The sequence below is a fragment of the Brevibacterium sp. AGC70 genome (assembly GCF_057334195.1).
On the sequence record NZ_JBHFIH010000018.1, the window covers coordinates 101,338 to 122,565 of the forward strand.

Consider the following 21,228-nt stretch of genomic DNA (forward strand, 5'->3'; position numbering starts at 1 on the left):
CCGCCAACAGCCAAAGAGCGTTGATGCAAGGTCATTGAGAACTGATCACACGTGTCCGCCCACCGGCATCGGAGACGGCTACTGGGCATCGGCAAGCGCGCCGGTTGCTCATATTCACCATTGACAGGTGGAGACCCAGTTCGCGGCTTTCGATACGGAATCCCATTTGTTGATGGCGAAATACGGGCGCCTGCGATCGAACAAGAGGGAATCGTTTCACGTGAAACATTCGCCAGAGCGTGACCCGTTGTATGTCCGGCGCAGAAGAGGTGGACTCCAGACGCCGGCCATGTCCAGGGCACTCAAACGCAGAAGAGAGTTGCCGTGGAAGCTAGTGCGAATGAAGTCCATAGCCATCAGTCGCGCCCGAATAGATGACTGGTTGCTCCTTACGTGGTGTTGAACGGCGGTGTTAACAGGTCTGCACCAGCGAATACGACAACGGGGAATATGATGTTTGCCGTTTCACGTGAAACTATCATCTTGCGCCGGGCAATGCCGGGGAAGTACCGTCACGTTTCGCAAGATGAGCGCGAGCCCTCTTCCTTTGCAGACCAGCCGCATTTGCGTTCGCAATTCCTAACCGAGCCTGCGCCGCTCGGAGTAGAAAGCCTATACACGAGACACCCTCTACACCGGACGGCCTAAGGCTGTATTGGCTCTCCCCTCGCGATCATACCCACGGTAGCGAGGTCCTTCCCAAGCAGGCGGGCGACACTGCCGACCTTTGGTTTCACGTGAAACCTATCCGAGGCGGAGCTCCGTGGGAAGAACAAATCAATAGTAATGGACGAGGGGGACGAGTACATGCCGTACTCCGAGTTCATACCCTTCGTACTGCGACAATCCTTCACGATCCACAGCCACCCTTTTCAATTTCAGTATCTTCAATTGCATTCGTAACAATCCCTTCACTGGCCGACCATCCGCTGCTCGGGAGCACAATTCGTTGTCTGCCCAAACCACAAGTGGCGGATGGAATGAAGGAGGTTTCACGTGAAACAATCATCGGCCGCCCACCACGAGGGACAGTTGGACCCGAAATCTTCAATAGCGACATCGGCTTCATTAGGCCCAAGCATTCGTGTTCCGCATCGTCCGCAATGGTCAATCGAGGATACAGGTAGCCAATTTCGCCACCACTAGCGCCTGACTGCTGAGTTCACTCTGGCCTGCAGGCCATGAGCAATTGCAAGGCGCCATTCGGCTAAGCTGCCGGGCATTCATAGTGATCTGTGGTTTCACGTGAAACGATCGCAAGATGCCCGACAGGGCGCGACGACTTGCCGCCGATGTTTAGTCTTCCATAGCCGCCAAACCCCTCCGGGAAGCCGAATGGGCAAACCCCAATTCGACGGCGCTCGGCATGATAGTCAAAATGTTCAAAAGCCTAGCCGCCAACAGGTCCAAGAACCCTATTCACAGTCTCACTGAAACGGGAGGCCGAGGTAACCTACCTGCACTAGCACCGAAGTCCAGCTGAGCACGAGGGGTTGAATACAAGTTGGGGGGGGGGCGATGAACAATGTCATCATCACCCGCCCAACTTCAAACGACCAGAGGCAGCTATTCCGCCGGCGCCTCAACTCCAAGCAAAGTGAGGATGCGATCGAGATCGTCTTGGTTCGCGAACTCCACGCTCAGCTTGCCCTTCTTCTTTCCAACCGTGATGTTGACCTTAGTGTCAAGACGATCGCCCAGGCGTTCAGCAACTTCAATGAACTGAGGCGCTACTCGGGTGGTTGCACGTGAAACATTCATCGAGTCGCCACGGTTAAGAAGCACGACAGCTTCTTCGGACGCTCTCACAGAGAGGCCCTCAGCAACGATGCGCTGAGCAAGAATCTCCATATGCTCCGGTTCGCGAAGACCGAGGATCGCACGAGCGTGCCCTGCCGAAATGACGCCAGCAGCTACACGCCGTTGGACCAACGGGGGCAACCGAAGCAGGCGAAGCGTATTGGAAATCTGAGGGCGAGAACGTCCGATACGTTCGGAAAGCTCCTCCTGTGTGCACCCGAAGTCCTCGAGCAGCTGGCCATAGGCAGCAGCCTCTTCCAATGGGTTCAGTTCCGCTCGGTGCAAGTTCTCAAGCAGAGCATCCCGCAAGAGGTCTGTGTCGTCGACGTAGCGAATGATTGCAGGGATGGTTGACAGACCTGCGTCCTTCGTCGCCCGAAGACGACGTTCGCCCATGATGAGTTCGAAGCGTTCGTGATCGCTTGGCTTCTGCCGGACGACGACCGGCTGCAGCACACCGATCTCGCGGATGCTGTGGACAAGTTCACTGAGCTGATCTTCGTCAAAGAAGGTACGTGGCTGACGAGGGTTGGCATCAATACGGTCGACGTCGATCTCGCCGAATTCCGTATCAGGGATCGAATCAACTCCGGCAGTCCCTGTATCCTCGTCCGCTACTGAGTCCTCGTCTTCGTTAACGGAGGCTGAGCTCGACGAGGCCGGCGAAGGCGTCGAGGCCGGACCTACTTCATCTGTAGTCACCGGGTTGTCTGACGCGGTCTCTTGTCGAGCCTCATCGAAGATCTCATGACCCGACCTGTACACCCCGGGATGTGTCTCCAGAACATCGTCGGCCCGTGTCGACTCCTCGTCCTTTTGATCCGCGGTCAAGTCCACAGGTGTCGCTTCGACGTCGGGCTCAGCAGTACCAACGCCAGAAGCCTCCAAACCAGCTGTGCCGGCGAGCTCCGATTCAGGAGTCCAATCGACACCGGCAGTCGCGGGTGCCTCCCGCTTCGCCTTGGTGTTCGAAGCACGGCTTGCAGTCTTGGTTGCTGTCGAGGTCTGAGCACTCGATTCCGCAGACGCCGACTTCACTGAAGAGCTACCCGTCGCAATGGTGTTCGCTGCGCTGGTTTTGGCCGTTGCGGACTTCGTCCCTGAAGACGTCTTCTTCGTCGTCGTCTGAGACCCGCCAGGCTTCGAGGAGGTTGACCCAGTTGCTTTCTTCGCAGACGCACTCTTGGCTGGCCCACTCTTTGGAGCCGTGCTTTTCGAAGTGGTGCTCTTCGCAGCCGTGTTCTTCGAAGTGGTGCTCTTCGCAGCCGTGTTCTTCGAAGTGGTGCTCTTCGCCGGCGCCGACTCAGATGCAGGCCCATCCGTCTTAGGAGTCTTCGACGTCGAAGACGTGGATGAAGTTCCGGCCTTAGGCTTGCGCCTACGTGAGGACTGCATAGACGCTGCAGGATCAGTGCGAACGGTCCGAGGTGCCTTCGGCTCTTCTGCGGTCTCCTTGGCCTCTTCGGGCTCGCCACCGGAGAAGAACACGTCAACTGGTCGGTCGTTCGACGCCGCGTCCGGAATCAAAGCGCCCAGACCACGACCCAATCCACGCTTCCTGCGTTCAGCCACGATTTACTCCTCGTTGTGCGATTTCTTCGGCCGCTTCCCGATAGGACAAAGCGCCACTGGAATGGGGGTCGTATGAAATGACAGTCTGTCCGTAGCTCGGAGCCTCTGAAATGCGCACGGAGCGTGGAATCGAGGATGATAGGACCTGATCGGGGAAGTGAGTCCGTACATCATCCGCTACTTGGGCGCTCAGGTTGGTCCGCCCGTCGTACATCGTCAGAAGGATCGTGGAGATCGCCAATTTAGGATTGAGATGCTTCTGGATGAGCTGAATATTCTTCAGCAGCTGGCTCAAGCCCTCAAGCGCATAATATTCGCACTGAATCGGGATGAGAACTTCGCGGGCGGCGACGAAGGCATTGACTGTCAGAAGGCCTAAGCTCGGAGGGCAGTCCACGATCACGTAGTCCACTCGACTTCCCACTGCAGCCTGTTCATCGAGATAGACATTCAGGGACCTCTGCAGGCGCTGCTCTCGAGCGACAAGGGACACCAGCTCGATCTCGGCCCCGGCCAGATCAATGGTCGCCGGCACGCATTTGAGAGTCTCGAAGTCCGGGCACTGCGCTACGGCTTCACGCATGGGGACGTCATCGATGATCACATCGTAGATGCTGGTGACTTCCGAATAGTGGTCGATGCCTAGAGCAGTGCTGGCGTTGCCCTGTGGATCGATGTCGATGAGCAGTACGTTGAGATTCTGATTCGCCAGCGCAGCTGCGATATTCACAGCGGTCGTGGTTTTCCCGACGCCGCCCTTCTGGTTGGCGATCGTGAAGATCCGGGTAAAGTCTGGTTGTGGAAAACTCACCTGCGACAGTCGATCGGCGCGTCGATTGTCGCGCGCGATTGCAGCACCTATGGGAGACGACTCGTCCATGATCGGCATTCGGCGCACTCCATCATCCATTGGTTTCACAAAGCTATACTCAGCCTAGACCAAATCTACTTCGTACTATTTCTTGACTATCTCGACGACACGGCTAGGCACTTCGAGGATTCCGCCGTCGACGATGTGAATCTTCGGCTGAGACAGTCGGTATCGCTTCAGCAGCTTCTTCGTCTTGGCCAGTTCAGCCTCGACAGAAGCACCTTTGAGCGCGAGGATCCGTCCATCAGGGCCCATCACTTCATGAGTCCATTCGATGAGAGTCGTCATCGCCTTGACCGCCCTCGATGTCACAACGGTGAACATCTCCTCGTCAACGAGTTCCTCGACCCGGGCTCGGACGATGCGAACGTTGTCCAGTTGGAGATCATCGACGACCATCTTCAGCCATTCGACCCGCCGCTCCATCGGTTCGATGAGGACCACCTGCGCTTCAGGACGGAGCAGAGCAATCGGAATTCCTGGCAGTCCGGCGCCACTGCCGACGTCGCCGACGACGTCACTGTCATCGATGAACTCAGCCACAACAGCACAGTTGAGGATGTGCCTGGTCCAGAGCCGGTCGATCTCGCGGGGACCGATCAGTCCCCATTCGATTCCGGTGGTTGCCAGATGCTGCGCATACCGGGTAGCTGCGGGGTAGGCGGCCCCGAAGAACTCTTCGGTACCCGCCGGGGGAACTTCTAGAGCGGAAATGTCAGTCATGGGCAGGACGGACGAGTACATGCCGGCCGTCACCCTCACCTTCGGACTCAGAAACCAAACCGGCCTGAGCAACCTGATCGTGGATGATCTTGCGCTCAAAGCTGTTCATCGGTTTGAAAGCGAATTCATTGCCCGATTCTTTGACATCTTCGATTGCGCGCTTCGCCTGTTTGATGAGCTCGTCGCGACGGTTGTTGCGGAAGCCGTCGATGTCGAGCATCAGCCAGGATCGCTGGCCGGTGCTGGTCTGGACTGCCAGCCGACTCAGCTCCTGGAGTGCGCCGAGGGTTTTGCCTTCTCGGCCGACCAACGTGCGCAGGTTGGAATCATCGTCGTCTTCGCAGACGATCGACAGTTGAGCGCGTCCGTCTCCGACATCGATGTCGATGTCGCCATCGATGTCGGCAAGGTCCATCAGTTCTTCGAGGTAGTCCGCTGCGATCTCTCCCTCTTCTTCGAGGAGCTCGGCTCTCGTCGGCTTCGCATCCTTTTCGGCGCCGCTGTCCGCAGCACCCGCGTCGACAGTCTCATCGACAGTCTCTTCAACAGTCGTGTCGACATTCTCTTCAGTCATGGTTCTTCCTCAGCGCTTCTTGTTCTTCTTGCGGTTCTTGCTCACCGGCTGCTGCCGCTGACGGCTCTGGTTCGAGGTCTGCTCAACAGCAGTGGCGGTGCCGCCCTTGATCTCAGGCTGCTGTACGGGCTTGCCCTTGCGAGCCTTCCGCTCCAGCATCTCCTTCTCGGCTTTGGAGCCGGGGGCTGGCATATTGCGGATGACCACGTGCTGCTGGCACATCGTCCAGGTGTTCGAGACGAGCCAGTAGAAGAGGACGCCGAGCGGGAAGTAGATACCGCCGATGCCGAAGACGAGGGGCATCACGTAGAGGAGCATCTTCTGCGACTGCATCATCGGGTTCGCCATGGCGGACTCCGACATGTTCTTCGCCATCATCTGCTTCTGCGTGATGAACATGGTCGCCGCCATGATGACGATAAGGATGCCAGTGAGGAATTTGACGGCGATACCCGGGTCGGTGAAGACCGCAGACAGCGAAATTCCGAAGACAGACGACTTTTCCGCCTGAATCGCTAGCTCCTGAGTGAATCCACCGATAGCGTTGATTTTCCCCGAAGCTACATCCGGCATGTTGTGGATGACGCGGAACAGGGAGAAGAAGATCGGCATCTGCACGAGGAGAGGCAGACACGAGGCCCACGGACTTGTCTTATTGTCGCGGAACAGGCTCATCTGCTCTTCGGCCATGGCCTGACGCGAGTACTGATCCTTCTTGCCCTTGTACTTAGCCTGCAGGCGCTGAATCTCAGGCTGCAGCAGCTGCATCTTCCGCTGGGACTTGATCTGATAGACGAACAGCGGAATCAGGATTGCACGGATCACCAGGGTCAGCCCGGCGATCGACAGAACCCAGGTCCAGCCATTGGCTGCTGGCAGACCGATCGCAGTGAAGATCTCGTGGAAGATCGCGAGGATCCAAGCAACTACCCACTGCAGCGGGTAGAGCAGCTTGTCCATCCAGTCCATTCAGTACTCCTCGTTACAACGATTCTTCACGATCGTTCATTTTGCCATTGTTCGCGGGTCTTCGCGACACAGAACCACGGGTCCTGCTCTCGCGTGTACCGGAGGGGTCAGCCACCGGATTGTCGTGATCCACAGACGCGCTGAACATCTGCTTCACACGACACAATTGTCAGCGGCCATCTTCGTCAAACATTGAAACAGAGCGGGCCTGGCGTGCTGAACCGGGAACATGGTCCACCCCGCCATGGGAAAAAGGATTGCATCGCAGTATTCGCCACCCAGTTAACACCATTCCCTTGAGAACTCCGTGTATCTCGAAGGCCTCCAGGCCGTACATCGAGCAACTGGGATAGTACCGACACACCTGTCCGTACAGTGGAGACACCACGATTCGATAAGCTCTGATGAACCACACGAATGGCATGCGCGGCCCGATTCGGATCACCCACCAGACTGTGGGCCAGAAACCGGCCGGTCTGCGGGGCACCTCCGAGGGGTGTTTCAGATCATGTTCGGCGTCCACGGCTCTCTAGTTTCTTCTGCGCTTTGTCCATCAGCATCGTGACCTCGGACTCAAGCACGGAGAAGTCGACTTCTGCTGCCTGGGGCAATGCTCTGATCACGAACAGAGCACCGGGATCAAGGCTGTCGAGCCGGACTCGCATGATCTCTCGAAGACGACGTTTCACTCGGTTCCGTCGAACGGCGTTTCCAACGGCCTTGGATACGATGAAACCCACGCGTGCAGCGTGGGAATCATCACTATCAGTCAGGCAGTGTGCCATCAAATGGTCCGAGCGCACACGGACGCCAGCTTTGAAGACTCTTCTGAAGTCGTCTCCGCTGCGGATCCGGTGAGCCGCGGTGATCACACTTATGCCGAAACTTCGGCACGTCCCTTGCGACGACGTGCGGCCAGGATCGAGCGGCCGGCGCGAGTCCGCATGCGCAGACGGAAGCCGTGCTTCTTGGCGCGCTTGCGGTTATTGGGCTGGAAAGTACGCTTACTCACTTCAAGTCTCCGATTTCTAGGTTGCGGTCGAACGACGGTGCGTTCTCACAAAAAACGGCGGTACGAGTCTCGACCGCCGAGCACTCCTGTGCATAAGAGCCAAAAGATATTCAAGATAATCGGATGAAGCCCGGTACACAGGACACTCCATCTTAGCCAAGGTCAAAGTCCCTGGTCAAACTCGATGCCAATGTTTCACGTCACTGTTGTGAACTGTTCGCCGGAATTCATCCTCTGCACATATGCGGTCGTCCACAAGTAACAAGCGTGTAGTTTTCCACATGGTTATCCACCAGTGTGGAGGATTACAGGGATGACTCGTCAGTTCTCCACAAACTGTGGAAAACTATGTGGAAGTCATGCACAGGTGTGGACCATGCCAATAAGAGACTACGAAAACGGAGGAAGATTGACGGTGTCGAATTCCAAGAATGAGCTCATCAGCCAATGGCGGACGGTGGTCTCGACCCTGGATCAGGACCCCAGTCTCACCGCTCATCAGAGAGGCTTCCTCTCGCTTGCTGTGCCCAAGGCTCTCGTCGACAACGCATTGGTCCTGCTTGCTGTCCGGGATGAGCACACGCGCAGAACCATTGAGACTCGTCTCCTCGGACCTCTGACCAGGGAGTTCTCTCATGTTCTTGGTTTCGAGGTGACCTTCGGGTTCGTCGTCGATCCCGAGCTCGACGTTCCGATCAGGTTCGAAGATCTCATCGGCGAACCCACACCGGGATCACCCATCGAAATCGATCCTGACACGTCCACCTCGGCGAGGGGATCTACCGGGTCTGCAGCCTATGCGCCGTCACAGACCGCGACCGTTCAGCCTCAGACCCCGGCACCCTACAACCGCGCCCCACATCCGCAGCCGCAGATGCCCAGGTACGAGGACACCGGGCCAGCGCCCAGCAACGGGGCACCTGTGGAAAGAACGACGCGAGAGATGAAGATCGCCGAGGCGACCGCCGCCCAGTCGACCCCACCGGTCGAGGTTCCCGGCGTCGCCCAGCTCAACCCCAAGTACACCTTCGACACCTTTGTCATCGGAGCGTCCAACCGCTTCGCCCATGCTGCGGCCTTCGCCGTGGCCGAGGCACCGGCCAAGGCCTATAACCCACTGTTCATCTACGGCGATTCGGGGCTGGGCAAGACACACCTCCTGCACGCGATCGGGTACTACGCGACGCAGCTGTTCCCCGAGATCAGAGTGAAATACGTCTCGAGCGAAGAATTCGTCAACGACTTCATCAACACGATCGGTTCGTCGAAGACCTCGAACTCCCTGCGACCAGCATTTCAGCGTCGCTACCGCGAGGTCGACATCCTGATGATCGATGACATCCAGTTCCTGCAGGGCAAGGATGCGACGGTCGAAGAGTTCTTCCACACATTCAATGCTCTGCACAATGAAGTCAAACAGGTCGTCATCACCTCTGACCAGCCCCCGAAAATGCTCAAGGGCTTCGAGGAGCGACTGCGCTCACGCTTCGAGTGGGGCCTCCTGACAGATGTGCAGCCCCCGGACATGGAGACGCGCTTTGCGATTCTGCGTCGGAAGGCGGCCGGCGAACAGCTCGATGTTCCCAATGACGTGCTCGAATACATCGCCTCGCGGATCTCCTCTAACATCCGCGAACTCGAGGGGGCTCTCATTCGTGTGACAGCCTTCGCCAACCTCAACGATCAACAGGTCGATGTCAGTCTGGCCGAGACCGTCCTGAAGGACTTCATCACCCAGGACGACACCCCAGCCATCACCGCTGCCGACATCATGGGTCAGACCGCTGCCTACTTCAGCCTCACTCTCGATGATCTATGCGGCACGTCCCGATCACGGACACTGACCACTGCTCGACAGATTGCCATGTACCTGTGCCGTGAACTCACGGAACTGTCGCTGCCGAAGATCGGACAGGCATTCGGCGGCCGCGATCACACCACCGTGATGCACGCGAACAAGAAGATTCGAACTCAAATGGCTGAACGACGGGCGGTCTACACTCAGGTCACCGAGCTAACAAACCGCATTAAACAGCAACATCGCCTATAGAACGCGGTATACACATCTGTGGATAACCATGGGGACAAACCACGTAACCTGGGGATAGAATGGTGGATAACTTCACGAAGTGAGTGGACGGATGTGAACTACATGGATGTGCTTACCCAGGCGCCCACCGAAGCATGCGTGAGCGTACACAGGGGATCCACACCCTCGGAGGTCGCTCAGCCCTTGATTACTAGGGCGTAACAGTTGGTTGTCCACAATCTCCACAGGTGCTAATACTTCTACTCCATGAATTGAAGTTGTAAGAGGGTGACCGCCACCGACTGCATCGGCTCGGTCGGGAAGCTCTCGAGGAAGAGCTCGATACAGACTTTGACCGCAGCCAAATATTCGAACACATGGTCACGGTCGATTCTCGAATGCGAGATCCTGCAGGTCCTAGTCTGAGCAGAGCCTGCGGCTGATCATGTTGTTGTCAGCCCGATGCCCCGAGGCTGAGATTTCCGCTAGGCTGTGTAGAGTTTTCCGAGCAACGTCAAGCCAGTGTCTTGAAGACGTCGGGTGGTCGCCCCGAAGGAGTAAAGTGAACGCCGAAGCATCTCCCCTGAAGTTCAAAGTCAACCGCGATGTCCTTGCCGATGCGGTGACTTGGGCTACCAAGACCCTCCCCAGTCGTCCTTCCGCACCAGTGCTCACCGGCATTCTCATCACCGCCGAGGCTGGTGGGACCGTTCGTCTCTCCGTCTTTGACTACGAAGTCTCATCCCGAGTCGAGATCTCAGCCGAGGTCGTCACCCCCGGCACCGTCCTCGTCTCCGGCCGACTCCTTGCCGATATCTCCAAGGCCTTCCCGAACCAGGAAGTCACCCTCGAGCAGATCGATTCGAAGGTCGACGTCACCTGCAGCTCGTCTCGGTTCTCACTGATGACGATGCCTGTAGGCGAATACCCATCGTTGCCACAGGTCCCCGACGCCTCAGGAACCGTGGCCGCCGGCGAATTCCAGAACGCCGTCTCACAGGTCACGATCGCAACTTCGAAAGACGACACTCTGCCGATCCTGACCAGCGTTCGGGTCGAGATCGAGGGCGAAAAGGTCACGCTTCTGGCCACCGACCGCTATCGACTCGCTGTCCGGGAGTTCACCTGGAATCCCGGACGCCCTGACGTCTCCGCTGTCGCACTGCTGCGCGGACGCACTCTCTCCGATGTCTCGAAGTCACTCGGCGGCGATGTCACGATCGGTCTGAGCAACGATGCAGGCAAGGATCTCATCTCCTTCACCTCGGCGGGCCGAGTCACAACCTCACTCCTCGTCGAAGGCGAGTACCCCAAGGTTCGTTCGCTGTTCCCTGATTCCGTGCCGATCCACGCGATCGTCGAAACCGGCGTTCTGCGTGAGGCTGTCCGTCGTGTCTCCCTCGTCGCCGAACGGAACACTCCGCTGCGCTTCGAGGTCAGCGACGGAATGCTCACACTCCACGCCGGAACCGGCGACGATGCCCAAGCGTCGGAAGCCGTCGAGGCAGTGCTCCAAGGTGACCCGATCACCGTGGGCTTCAACCCTCATTACATCGCCGAAGGTCTCGCTGCCATCGAGAGCCCATATGTGAACTTCTCGTTCACCCAGCCGATGAAGCCCGTCATCATCTCGGGTCAGAAGGATCTGGAATCGTCGGCCGACGAATCGTATCGGTACTTGCTCATGCCAACGCGTATCTGAATGTGGATATCCCGACTTTCGCTGCGTAACTACCGGTCCTATCCCGAACTCGACCTCGAGTTCGAACCCGGGGTGACCACATTCGTGGCCGACAACGGGACCGGCAAGACCAATATCGTCGAAGCCATCGGGTATCTTGCTCATCTGCGCTCTCATCGAGTTGCCTTTGATGCGCCGCTGGTCAATGAATCCGCCCAGACGGCAACCGTGTCCGCTCTCGTCAACCGCGATCAGCGACATGCCACGGTCGAAGTCTCGATTCAGTCCAAGGGCGCGAACCGGGCACGGGTCAACCGCTCCCCGGTGAAGATGAAGGAGATACTCGGACTCGTCTCCTGTGTCGTCTTCGCACCAGAGGATCTCAGCCTTGTCCGGGGCGAACCAGCAGAACGACGTTCATGGATCGATACACTGGTTGTGTCCCGCAATCCTCGCTATTCCTCGGTGATCACAGATTTCGAACGTGCTCTCAAACAGCGCAACGCGCTGCTCAAACGTCTGCGCGAGGATCGCGACCCCGGCCTCGAGGCTACTTTGGACATCTGGAACATGGCCTATGCGGACTCCGCCTCTGAGCTCGTGTACGGCAGGCAGAGGATCCTCGCCGATATCGTCGAGCCGTTGCAGAAGAACTTCGCCTATATCGCTGCCGATGCTCGACTGGAACGCCAGGGAATCAAGGCTCGCTACGAATCACGCATCGACTATTCTCAGGCCGAGTCCGCTGCCGAATGCCGGGAGCTGCTGCTGGCCGCCCTCGAGCGCAGACGCACCACGGAGATCGAACGGGGTCTGACCCTGCACGGTCCCGGTCGTGACGATCTGGCTCTGACGATCGGCGAACATCCGGCGAAGGGCTACGCCTCACACGGCGAAACGTGGTCGCTGGCTCTTGCCATGCAGCTGGCCGGATGGGATCTGCTGAGTTCCGATGCCGGGTCGGCCGCCGAGCAGCCGGTCCTTGTCCTCGACGATGTCTTCGCCGAACTCGACACCGGGCGTCGGAACCGACTTGCCTCTCGGATCACTGAAGCTGAGCAGGTATTCATCACTGCAGCCGTCGACGGAGATCTGCCAACGGGTCTTGAGGGCCGAAGGATCGGTCAGGAGCGTCTGCTCCCATGAGCGGGATCGAGAAAGACACCTCAACTCCGGTCGCGGCACTTGAAGCTCTTGATCGGGTGCGTCGGATGGAAGCGACCGAGGCGAAGTTCGTCCGCAGCCGTCGTCGGTCACGACTGCGAGGCGAAGCCATCTACTCCTCGCCGGGCAAGGACAAACGCGACCCTGCGGCGATCTCATCGGCGCTGGGAAAGCTGATCTCCTCCCGAGGTTGGTCATCTTCCATCGACATCGGCAAGGTGCTGGGCCGGTGGCCCGATCTGGTGGGACAGCAGGTCGCAATGCACTGCAAACCCGTCGACTTCTCTCCTCCGCTGCTGATCATCGCCGCCGACTCGACGACATGGGCGACTCAGCTGCGGGTGCTCAAGCCCACGATCCTCAGAGCGTTGGAGGCTGGTCTCGGCTCGCAGACGATCACGGAGATTGAGATCCGCGGGCCACGAGGACGCAGTTTCAAGAAGGGTCGGCGCAGTGTGTCCGGTCGGGGGCCACGGGACACCTTCGGCTGAGGAGTTTCTGAGTCTGCACGGTGGAAGAGATGAGAAACCATAGAGGGCCTTAAACGGCGATAGCCGGTCCCGTTCGTGCCCGGGGGTACATCTGGGGCTTCAAAAATCCGCATATGCACCTTAATGGGCCGCTTACGGGCATTTCAGGGTGTGGCGCGGTAGAATAGGAAGCTGTTAGCGCCCACCCGCACTAGGAGTCATATGACGACCGAGGATCTACCCCATTACGATGCCGGGGATATTACGGTACTTGAGGGTCTCGAAGCAGTTCGCAAACGACCTGGCATGTATATCGGTTCGACTTCGGAACGCGGTCTCCACCACCTGGTTCAGGAAATCGTCGACAACTCCGTCGATGAGGCGATGGCCGGGTACTGTGATCACATCGAGGTGACGATCCTCGCCGACGGCGGTGTGAGAGTCGTCGATGACGGGCGTGGAATGCCGGTGGCGATGCACCCCACAGAGGGTAAGCCCACCGTTGAGGTGATCCTGACCGTTCTGCACGCCGGCGGCAAGTTCGGCGGAGGCGGCTATGCTGTGGCCGGCGGTCTGCACGGCGTGGGTTCGACAGTGGTCAATGCGCTGTCCGAGCGCCTGGAGGTCGAGGTCCGACGCGACGGCTACGTGTGGAACATGGACTTTGAGAAGGGTGTTCCCACCGGGGAGCTTCGCCGCGGCGAGGAGACTTCCGAGACCGGCACGATGGTGACCTTCTGGCCGGACTCGACGATCTTCGAGACCACCGATTTCTCGTATGAGTATCTGCGCGCCCGCTTCCAGCAGATGGCGTTCCTCAACAAGGGCCTGAAGATCAGCCTGACCGATGAACGGCACGTTCAGATCGACGACGACAACGTTCAGATCGACGAGGACGAAGACACAGACGCCAAACCGCGTGAGGCGACGTATCACTACGAGCACGGTCTGCTCGACTACGTGCAGTACCTGAACGCGACGAAGAAGGCCGATCTCATCCACCCGGATGTCATCGTCTTCGAGTCCGAGGAGCCCGGCGAGACGCTCTCTCTCGAAATCGCGATGCAGTGGACGACCTCCTACAGCGAATCGGTTCACACCTACGCCAACGTCATCAACACTCATGAGGGCGGCACGCACGAAGAGGGCTTCCGCACGGCACTGACCTCGCTGATCAACAATTACGCTCGGGAGCAGAAACTCCTGCGGGAGAAAGACGCGAACCTCACCGGTGACGACATCCGTGAGGGGCTGACAGCTGTCATCTCGGTCAAGCTCGGCGATCCGCAGTTCGAAGGCCAGACGAAGACGAAATTGGGCAACTCCGAGGTCAAGGGCTTCGTCCAGCGCGTTGTCCGCGATGAACTCGGCCACTGGATGGAATCCAACCCGGCTCAGGCCAAAGACGTTGTACGCAAGGGCCTCCAGGCATCCCAGGCGAGATTGGCTGCACGCAAGGCCCGTGAAGCCACGAGGCGCAAGGGACTGCTCGAATCCTCGGGCATGCCCGGCAAGCTCAAGGACTGCCAGTCCAAAGACCCGACGATCTCCGAAGTCTTCATCGTCGAGGGTGACTCCGCAGGCGGCTCCGCAACACAGGGGCGCAACCCGAATACCCAGGCGATTCTGCCGCTGCGCGGCAAGATCCTCAATGTGGAGAAGGCTCGACTCGACCGGGCGCTGGGCAACAATGAGGTCCAGGCCATGATCACGGCCTTCGGCACCGGCATTGGCGAAGAGTTCGATCTTGACAAGCTGCGTTACCACAAGATCGTGCTCATGGCCGACGCGGATGTCGACGGCCAGCACATTACGACGTTGCTGCTGACCTTGATCTTCCGTTACATGAAGCCGTTGGTCGAACACGGCTACGTCTACCTGGCGACTCCTCCGCTGTATCGGCTCAAGTGGTCGAACGCCCCACACCAGTTCGCCTACACCGACAATGAGCGCGATGGTTTGCTCGAAACCGGGCGAGCCTCCGGTAAGCGTCTGCCCAAGGACATGGCGATTCAGCGCTACAAGGGTCTGGGCGAGATGAACTATGAGGAGCTGTGGGAGACCACGATGGATCCTGACCACCGGTTGCTCAAGCAGGTGTCGCTCGACGATGCGATTGTGGCCGATGAGATCTTCACGGTGCTCATGGGCGATGACGTGGATTCGCGTCGACGCTTCATCCAAGAGAACGCGAAAGACGTTCGCTTCCTCGATATCTGATCCTCACCGTCGGTTCTCGGCCATTGCCGGGAGCCGACGGTCACAAAGACTCTCACGAATTCACTCACCGCCGTGCTGCGCGGGTTAAGACACAAGGGAAGAGCCCACATTGGCTGACGAAAACGATATCGGAACCGAAATCAACCGTGTCGAACAGGTTGATCTCAATCTGGAGATGCAGAGGTCGTACCTCGATTACGCGATGAGCGTGATCGTTGGCCGTGCCTTGCCGGATGTCCGCGATGGACTCAAGCCCGTCCACCGGCGCGTGCTGTACGCGATGTTCGACGGCGGCTACCGCCCGGACCGCAACTTCTCGAAGTGCTCACGCGTCGTCGGCGACGTCATGGGCCAGTACCACCCGCACGGCGACTCTGCGATCTACGATGCGATGGTCCGCCTCGTGCAGCCGTGGACGATGCGCTATCCGCTCGTCGCCGGACAGGGCAACTTCGGGTCACCAGGAGATGACGGTGCTGCCGCTCCTCGTTACACCGAGTGCAAGATGGCTCCTCTGGCTCTTGAGATGGTCAGGGACATCGAAGAGGGCACTGTCGATTTCCAGGACAACTACGACGGTAGGAACCAAGAGCCGACGGTTCTGCCCTCGCGGTTCCCGAACCTGCTGGTCAACGGGTCCTCTGGTATCGCCGTGGGTATGGCCACGAACATTCCGCCGCACAACCTTCGTGAGGTCGCTGCCGGAGCTCAGTGGCTTCTCGCCCACCCCGAAGTCAGCAAGGAAGAGGCGCTGGAGGCGCTGCTCGGCATCGTCAAGGGCCCCGACTTCCCGATGGCCGCGACGATCCTGGGCCGCAAGGGCATCGAGGACATGTATCGCACCGGCCGCGGTTCGATCACGCAGCGCGCCGTCGTCGAGGTTGAGGAGATCCAGGGACGCACCTGCTTGGTCGTCACGGAGCTGCCGCATATGGTCAACCCCGACACCTTGGCAGCGAAGATCGCCTCCTACGTCAAGGACGGCAAGGTCGCCGGCATCGCAGACCTCCGTGACGAGTCATCGGGACGCACCGGACAGCGTCTGGTCATCGTGCTCAAGCGCGATGCGGTGGCGAAGGTCGTACTCAATAACCTCTACAAGCACACCTCGCTGCAGGAGAACTTCTCTGCGAACATGCTGGCGATTGTCGACAGCGTACCGCGCACCCTCAGCCTGGACTCGTTCTTGCGCCTGTGGGTCAAGCACCAGATCGAAGTCATCGTCCGGCGCACCGAATTCCGTCTGCGCAAGGCCGAGGAGCGCGCGCATATCCTGCGCGGCTACCTCAAGGCACTCGATGCCCTCGACGAGGTCATTGCTCTGATCCGTCGTTCACCTTCATCAGACGAAGCTCGCACAGGTCTGATGGAGCTCCTCGAAGTCGATGAGATTCAGGCCAACGCCATTCTCGATCTGCAGCTGCGCCGCCTCGCCGCCCTGGAACGTCTGAAGATTCAGGAAGAGGCCGAGAAGATCGAACAGCAGATCGCTGAGTTCAAATACATCCTCGCGACTCCCGCCCGCCAGCGTGAGATCGTCTCGGAAGAACTCGATGAGATCGTCGATCGCTACGGTGACGACCGCCGAACCAAGATCCTGGCCGGATTCGACGGAGATGTGTCGATGGAAGACCTGATTCCTGAGGAAGAGGTCGTCGTCACCATCACCCGCGGCGGATATGCCAAGCGCACCCAGAACCACCTGTACCGGGCACAGCACCGGGGTGGAAAGGGCATCAAGGGTGCAAACCTGCGCGGCGACGATGTCGTCGAGCAGTTCTTCGTCACATCCACACACAACTGGCTGCTCTTCTTCACAAACACCGGTCGCGTGTACCGGGCCAAGGCCTACGAGCTCCCAGAAGGATCACGGGATGCCAAGGGCCAGCACGTGGCGAACCTGCTTGCTCTGCAGCCGGGTGAGACGATCGCCAAGGTGCTCTCCATCCGAGATTACGAAGAGGCTGACTTCCTCATCCTGGCCACGATGTCCGGTGTCGTGAAGAAGACCCGTCTGAGTGAGTACGACTCGAACCGCACGGGCGGCGTCATCGCGATCAACCTCCGTGAGTACAAGGGTCAGCCGGATGAGCTGGTCTCGGCACGGATCGTCAGCTCCGAGGACCATCTCCTGATGATCTCCCGCAAGGGAATGTCGATCCGGTTCGCAGCCGACGACGACTCGATTCGCCCACTGGGACGGGTCACCGGTGGTGTGACAGGAATGAAGTTCAAGGGTGATGACGAGCTGCTGACCATGGATGTCATCCAGCCCGACACCTTCGTCTTCGTCGTGACAGAGGGCGGCTATGCGAAGCGGACTCCGGTCGACGAATACCGTCTGCAGGGCCGCGGCGGCCTGGGAATTCGGGTTGCCAAGATCACCGAGCAGCGCGGAGACTTGGTGGGTGGACTGATCGTCGATGAGGGAGAAGAAGTCCTCGTCGTCATGGAGCGCGGTAAGATCGTTCGGTCGAATATCGATGAAGTTCCGGCTAAGGGACGCAACACGATGGGTGTGGTGTTCGCGAAACCGGGCAAGAATGATCGTATTATCGCAGTAACGCGTGGACCCGAGACCGTGGTCGAAGAACTTGACGAAGAAGCTGAGGAACCGGAGGGTGAGGACGTAGAGCCTCAGACCGGCAGCGAGGATGTGGAAGAGTGAGCGACAACAAACAGCCAGGCTCAGGCAAGATCATACGCACGTCCAGTGGTTCCACCCGCTTGACGGCAGATTCGTCGAAGAACGGGAAGAAGGCTGACCCTTCGGCCAGCCCCGGAAACTCGGCAGGTTCGGGCAGCTCCGGGAATTCGGGCAAGTCATCCGATAAGACCCGGGTGGTGGCTCCTCCTGCCCCCAAAGCCTCGCCGAAGCCCAATCGGGCTCCTTCTGCCGGGCAGTCCTCAGGAGGTTCGGCTGCGGCTGGACAGCCTTCGTCTGGAACTGCCGCAGGCGGCTCCGCGCCGTCGAGCCAGGCAACCGGGTCACAGAAGGCCTCGTCCGGAAGTGGTCCTGCCACCTCGGCGATGGGATCAGCGGCCAACACCATTCGCGCCAGCTCCGGCAGCGTGAAAATGGGCGTCAAGAACATGGTCGACAGCGGCAAGGGCAATAAGAAGAAGAAGGGTCCGCGTACGGTTCGCCTCACCGTGTCGGCGGTCGACCCATGGTCGGTCATGAAGATGTCGTTCCTCATGTCCGTGGCCATCGGCATCGCCACCATCGTGGCTTTCGTCGTGCTCTGGATCGTCCTTCAGGCCACCGGCGTCATGAGCGGTCTGGAAACGACGATATCCGAAGTTGCGGGCGCGGAATCGGCTGAGAAGATCGTCGGGATCTTCGGGTTCGGCCGAGTCGTGGCAGCCGGCTTCATCATCGCAGTCATCAACATCGTGCTGATGACTGCCCTGTCGACTTTGGCTGCGTTCATCTACAACATCGGATCCCTCATCGCGGGTGGATTCCATCTGACGCTGACCGACGACTGAGAATCGACGACTGAGAGTTGCAGTACCCCGCTTAGGCTCTCATCTGCCCCTCCCTGACTCCAGAAGCCGACGCCGGCTCGGAATCCCAACTCGGAAATTCCGAGCCGCTGTCAGGCGGTTCTGGACAGATCTCAGAGTATGATGAGGTCATGTGAGGCGAGTCACTGTCAGCCGATTTGTGTTGGAATGAGCCGTTGGGTATCGTTTTACTTCGGGTTCACCCCCTGAAAAGGGCCTATAGCTCAGGCGGTTAGAGCGCTTCGCTGATAACGAAGAGGTCCCTGGTTCAAGTCCAGGTAGGCCCACATCCTTTCGAGGAGGATCATGAAGAAATGGATTCTCAGCAGTCTCACTCTGGTGGGGCTCGGTGCATTCTTCGGGTGGCGGCACAAGAATCAAAGTGCCCAAGCCGAATGGTCCGAACACACCGATTCGGTGTGAAGGTGAATCCCTTATGGGGGTATGGCGCAATTGGTAGCGCACCTGCTTTGCAAGCAGGGGGTTAGGGGTTCGAGTCCCCTTACCTCCACCATCGAACGAAGGCTTCGAACCATTGTGGTTCGGAGCCTTCGTTGTATCTCTGCGGCGACGACGGAACCTTTACCTTCCGTATTGCTCTCACCCCTATGTAGGCAGACGAGGGTCAGTGATCAAAGGGACAATGATCAGAATGGAGCCGGAAGCCATTTCCATTCTGTTCGGATGCCGGCCCTGCCGAGTTCGATCCGTCCGTTTGCCCATAGCAGCGTGAACTGGATCGTTGCCGAGTTCGACCTCGGGAAACAGGCGCTTGAGTACCTTGGCAGTGAGTTCCACGTTCGGCCGAAAATCCAGCCCCAGCCCGTCAATCGCATCCCAGGTATGCGTCGATCTCACGGTCTTAGATATGGAGGGTCCGGTCGCCTCTGTCGTTCTGCTGACAGACAACAAGGACCACAAGAGAGTTGAATCACGATACTGTCAGATTGAGGTTTTCCCCACCGACAATTCGGAGCCGACGGAATAAGCTGGAGTGTATCCTCGTTGACCCCTTTGTCTGCACGCACAGTTGGCGGCTGTGAGCAGTTTCCCGCCCAGTCCGGGCGATGACAGACCCTTTGATCGGAGCACCCCTTTGTCCAGCGACACCTCCCACTCACGTGCGAATGACGCACAGGCTGAATCCATCGATCCTGCCGGAATGCGGGTGATCTGGCTGCTCCTGGTGGCCGCCTTCGTCGCGATCCTCAACGAAACGACGATGGCCATTGCAATCCCAGAGCTCAACGCTTCGCTCGGGATCCCGCCGGAGCTCGGCCAGTGGCTGACCAGTGCGTTCATGCTCACCATGGCCGTCGTCATTCCGACGACCGGATTCCTCTTGCAGCGCTTCACCACCCGCCAGATCTTCCTGGCAGCGATGATTCTGTTCTCCACGGGCACCCTGATCTGCCTCGTGGCTCCCGGATTCTCCGTCCTGCTCGTCGGACGCGTCGTCCAGGCAGCGGGCACGGGCATCATGATGCCCCTGCTGATGACGACCATGATGAATGTCGTCCCAGCGCACTCGCGCGGTCGCATGATGGGCCGAGTCGGCCTCGTCATCTCACTCGCACCCGCAATCGGTCCGACGATGTCGGGCATCGTGCTCGACTCTCTGGGCTGGCGCTGGCTGTTCGCCATCGTCCTGCCGATCGCGCTCATTGCACTCGGCCTCGGCGCGAAGTGGATGACGAACCTGGGTGAGAGCACCCACACACCGATCGACTACGTCTCCGTCGTTCTCTCCGTCTTCGCCTTCGGCGGAATCGTCTTCGGCCTCAGCCAGTTCGGCGGAGGACATGGCGACGCGGGAGGAAGCTCTTCAACCGGCTTCGCCTGGACTGCGATCGCCGGGGGACTCGTCTTCCTGGCCCTGTTCGCCTGGAGACAGCTGATACTGCAGAAGGAAGATCGGGCGCTGCTCGACCTGCGCGTCTTCTCCGCGAAGAACTATGTCATCGCGGTCATCATCATGGCCGTCGTCGCACTGGCTATGTTCGGCACCTTCTCCCTCCTTCCGCTGTACCTGCAGAACGTTGCCGGGCTCAACGCCACTCAGTCCGGTCTCGTCCTGCTGCCGGGATCGATCCTCATGGGCGTCCTTGCTCCCGTCATGGGCCGCATCTACGACGCACGAGGCCCCAGGACCCTGCTGGTGCCGGGATCGATCATGATCGCTGCATCGATGTTCGCGTACTCCATGGTCGGCGCGGGTACTCCGACCTGGGTCCTCGTCGTCATCCAGACCGTGATGTCGTTGGGACTGGCCGGGTCGTTCACACCCCTGTTCTCCGCCTCCCTGGGGTCGCTCGAGCGCAAGCTGTACTCGCATGGGTCCGCTGCGCTCAACACCATGCAGCAGGTGGCAGGAGCGGCCGGAACCGCGCTTCTCATCTCGATCTACTCCTCCGCCCTGCACTCGGGCGAGGCCGCAGGGCGCTCCGTTGCGGAGTCGGGTGCGCCAGGAGCGCACAATGCGTTCCTGCTGGCCGCAATCATCGCTCTGGTGCCCGTTGTGCTCTCGTTCTTCATCAAGAAGCCTGAAGACCAGGACGAGGCCCACGCCGAGGTGGTCGACTCAGCTGCGGAAACGTTAGCCGAATGATGTGATCTGAGGTTCGATGCGGGGC

At 59.1% G+C, this 21,228-nt stretch carries 16 protein-coding genes and 2 tRNA genes; 10 read left to right on the plus strand and 8 right to left on the minus strand.

Annotated features, from left to right (window positions below):
* Positions 1-1,566: 1,566 nt before the first annotated feature.
* The 8 genes from ACE03M_RS15785 to rpmH form a co-directional block, all read right to left on the minus strand.
* The gene (locus tag ACE03M_RS15785; RefSeq protein WP_485935348.1) at positions 1,567-2,688 is read right to left on the minus strand and encodes a ParB/RepB/Spo0J family partition protein; all 1,122 of its coding nucleotides are present in this window, start codon (positions 2,686-2,688) and stop codon (positions 1,567-1,569) included.
* A 676-nt stretch (positions 2,689-3,364) separates the two neighbouring features.
* On the minus strand, positions 3,365-4,261 hold the full coding sequence (locus tag ACE03M_RS15790) for a ParA family protein (protein ID WP_143922738.1): 897 nt from the start codon (positions 4,259-4,261) through the stop codon (positions 3,365-3,367).
* A gap of 66 nt (positions 4,262-4,327) precedes the next feature.
* Complete coding sequence (rsmG, locus tag ACE03M_RS15795) at positions 4,328-4,966, minus strand: 16S rRNA (guanine(527)-N(7))-methyltransferase RsmG (protein WP_485934984.1); 639 nt, start codon at positions 4,964-4,966, stop codon at positions 4,328-4,330.
* Positions 4,959-5,540: a Jag family protein gene (locus ACE03M_RS15800; protein WP_143922740.1), complete on the minus strand. Its 582-nt coding sequence runs from the start codon at positions 5,538-5,540 to the stop codon at positions 4,959-4,961. The genes rsmG and ACE03M_RS15800 overlap by 8 nt, the downstream gene beginning before the upstream one ends.
* A 9-nt stretch (positions 5,541-5,549) precedes the next feature.
* Entirely contained in the window at positions 5,550-6,509 is a 960-nt protein-coding gene (gene yidC / locus ACE03M_RS15805; RefSeq protein WP_143922741.1) for a membrane protein insertase YidC, read from the minus strand.
* Between the two features lie 169 nt (positions 6,510-6,678).
* Positions 6,679-6,933 (minus strand): membrane protein insertion efficiency factor YidD, encoded by a 255-nt coding sequence (gene yidD, locus ACE03M_RS15810; protein ID WP_313900586.1) that lies wholly within the window; start codon positions 6,931-6,933, stop codon positions 6,679-6,681.
* 82 nt (positions 6,934-7,015) lie between these two features.
* Positions 7,016-7,381 (minus strand): ribonuclease P protein component, encoded by a 366-nt coding sequence (rnpA, locus tag ACE03M_RS15815; protein WP_485934985.1) that lies wholly within the window; start codon positions 7,379-7,381, stop codon positions 7,016-7,018.
* Between the two features lie 2 nt (positions 7,382-7,383).
* The gene (gene rpmH / locus ACE03M_RS15820) at positions 7,384-7,521 is read right to left on the minus strand and encodes a 50S ribosomal protein L34 (protein WP_009882743.1); all 138 of its coding nucleotides are present in this window, start codon (positions 7,519-7,521) and stop codon (positions 7,384-7,386) included.
* A gap of 415 nt (positions 7,522-7,936) precedes the next feature.
* Here rpmH and dnaA point away from each other — a divergent pair, with 415 nt between their 5' ends.
* The 10 genes from dnaA (at position 7,937) to ACE03M_RS15870 (ending at position 21,203) form a co-directional block, all read left to right on the plus strand.
* Positions 7,937-9,571 carry a chromosomal replication initiator protein DnaA gene (gene dnaA, locus ACE03M_RS15825; protein WP_485934986.1) on the plus strand — a complete coding sequence of 545 codons (1,635 nt, stop codon included), beginning with the start codon at positions 7,937-7,939 and terminating at the stop codon, positions 9,569-9,571.
* Positions 9,572-10,112: 541 nt separating this feature from the next.
* The gene (gene dnaN / locus ACE03M_RS15830) at positions 10,113-11,252 is read left to right on the plus strand and encodes a DNA polymerase III subunit beta (RefSeq protein ID WP_485934988.1); all 1,140 of its coding nucleotides are present in this window, start codon (positions 10,113-10,115) and stop codon (positions 11,250-11,252) included.
* On the plus strand, positions 11,253-12,377 hold the full coding sequence (gene recF / locus ACE03M_RS15835) for a DNA replication/repair protein RecF (RefSeq protein WP_143922745.1): 1,125 nt from the start codon (positions 11,253-11,255) through the stop codon (positions 12,375-12,377). It begins immediately after the preceding gene.
* Positions 12,374-12,886, plus strand: coding sequence for a DciA family protein (locus ACE03M_RS15840; RefSeq protein ID WP_143922746.1), 513 nt, complete (start codon positions 12,374-12,376; stop codon positions 12,884-12,886). The genes recF and ACE03M_RS15840 overlap by 4 nt, the downstream gene beginning before the upstream one ends.
* Before the next feature lie 201 nt (positions 12,887-13,087).
* Positions 13,088-15,085 carry a DNA topoisomerase (ATP-hydrolyzing) subunit B gene (gene gyrB / locus ACE03M_RS15845; RefSeq protein ID WP_143922747.1) on the plus strand — a complete coding sequence of 666 codons (1,998 nt, stop codon included), beginning with the start codon at positions 13,088-13,090 and terminating at the stop codon, positions 15,083-15,085.
* A 109-nt stretch (positions 15,086-15,194) separates the two neighbouring features.
* On the plus strand, positions 15,195-17,753 hold the full coding sequence (gene gyrA, locus ACE03M_RS15850) for a DNA gyrase subunit A (protein WP_143922748.1): 2,559 nt from the start codon (positions 15,195-15,197) through the stop codon (positions 17,751-17,753).
* Positions 17,750-18,577 (plus strand): DUF3566 domain-containing protein, encoded by an 828-nt coding sequence (locus tag ACE03M_RS15855; RefSeq protein ID WP_260848115.1) that lies wholly within the window; start codon positions 17,750-17,752, stop codon positions 18,575-18,577. The genes gyrA and ACE03M_RS15855 overlap by 4 nt, the downstream gene beginning before the upstream one ends.
* A gap of 231 nt (positions 18,578-18,808) precedes the next feature.
* A tRNA-Ile gene (locus ACE03M_RS15860) sits at positions 18,809-18,882 on the plus strand.
* A gap of 151 nt (positions 18,883-19,033) precedes the next feature.
* Positions 19,034-19,109 (plus strand) — tRNA-Ala (locus ACE03M_RS15865).
* 648 nt (positions 19,110-19,757) lie between these two features.
* Positions 19,758-21,203, plus strand: coding sequence for an MDR family MFS transporter (locus ACE03M_RS15870; RefSeq protein WP_485935349.1), 1,446 nt, complete (start codon positions 19,758-19,760; stop codon positions 21,201-21,203).
* Positions 21,204-21,228: the final 25 nt, after the last annotated feature.

Excerpts from the sequence above, each read along its gene's own strand:
- ACE03M_RS15790 (WP_143922738.1), bottom strand. The coding sequence starts at position 4,261 with ATGCCGATCATGGACGAGTCGTCTCCCATAGGTGCTGCAATCGCGCGC.
- rsmG (WP_485934984.1), bottom strand. The coding sequence starts at position 4,966 with ATGACTGACATTTCCGCTCTAGAAGTTCCCCCGGCGGGTACCGAAGAG.
- ACE03M_RS15800 (WP_143922740.1), bottom strand. The coding sequence starts at position 5,540 with ATGACTGAAGAGAATGTCGACACGACTGTTGAAGAGACTGTCGATGAG.
- yidC (WP_143922741.1), bottom strand. The coding sequence starts at position 6,509 with ATGGACTGGATGGACAAGCTGCTCTACCCGCTGCAGTGGGTAGTTGCT.
- yidD (WP_313900586.1), bottom strand. The coding sequence starts at position 6,933 with ATGCCATTCGTGTGGTTCATCAGAGCTTATCGAATCGTGGTGTCTCCA.
- recF (WP_143922745.1), top strand. The coding sequence starts at position 11,253 with ATGTGGATATCCCGACTTTCGCTGCGTAACTACCGGTCCTATCCCGAA.
- ACE03M_RS15840 (WP_143922746.1), top strand. The coding sequence starts at position 12,374 with ATGAGCGGGATCGAGAAAGACACCTCAACTCCGGTCGCGGCACTTGAA.
- gyrB (WP_143922747.1), top strand. The coding sequence starts at position 13,088 with ATGACGACCGAGGATCTACCCCATTACGATGCCGGGGATATTACGGTA.
- ACE03M_RS15870 (WP_485935349.1), top strand. The coding sequence starts at position 19,758 with ATGCGGGTGATCTGGCTGCTCCTGGTGGCCGCCTTCGTCGCGATCCTC.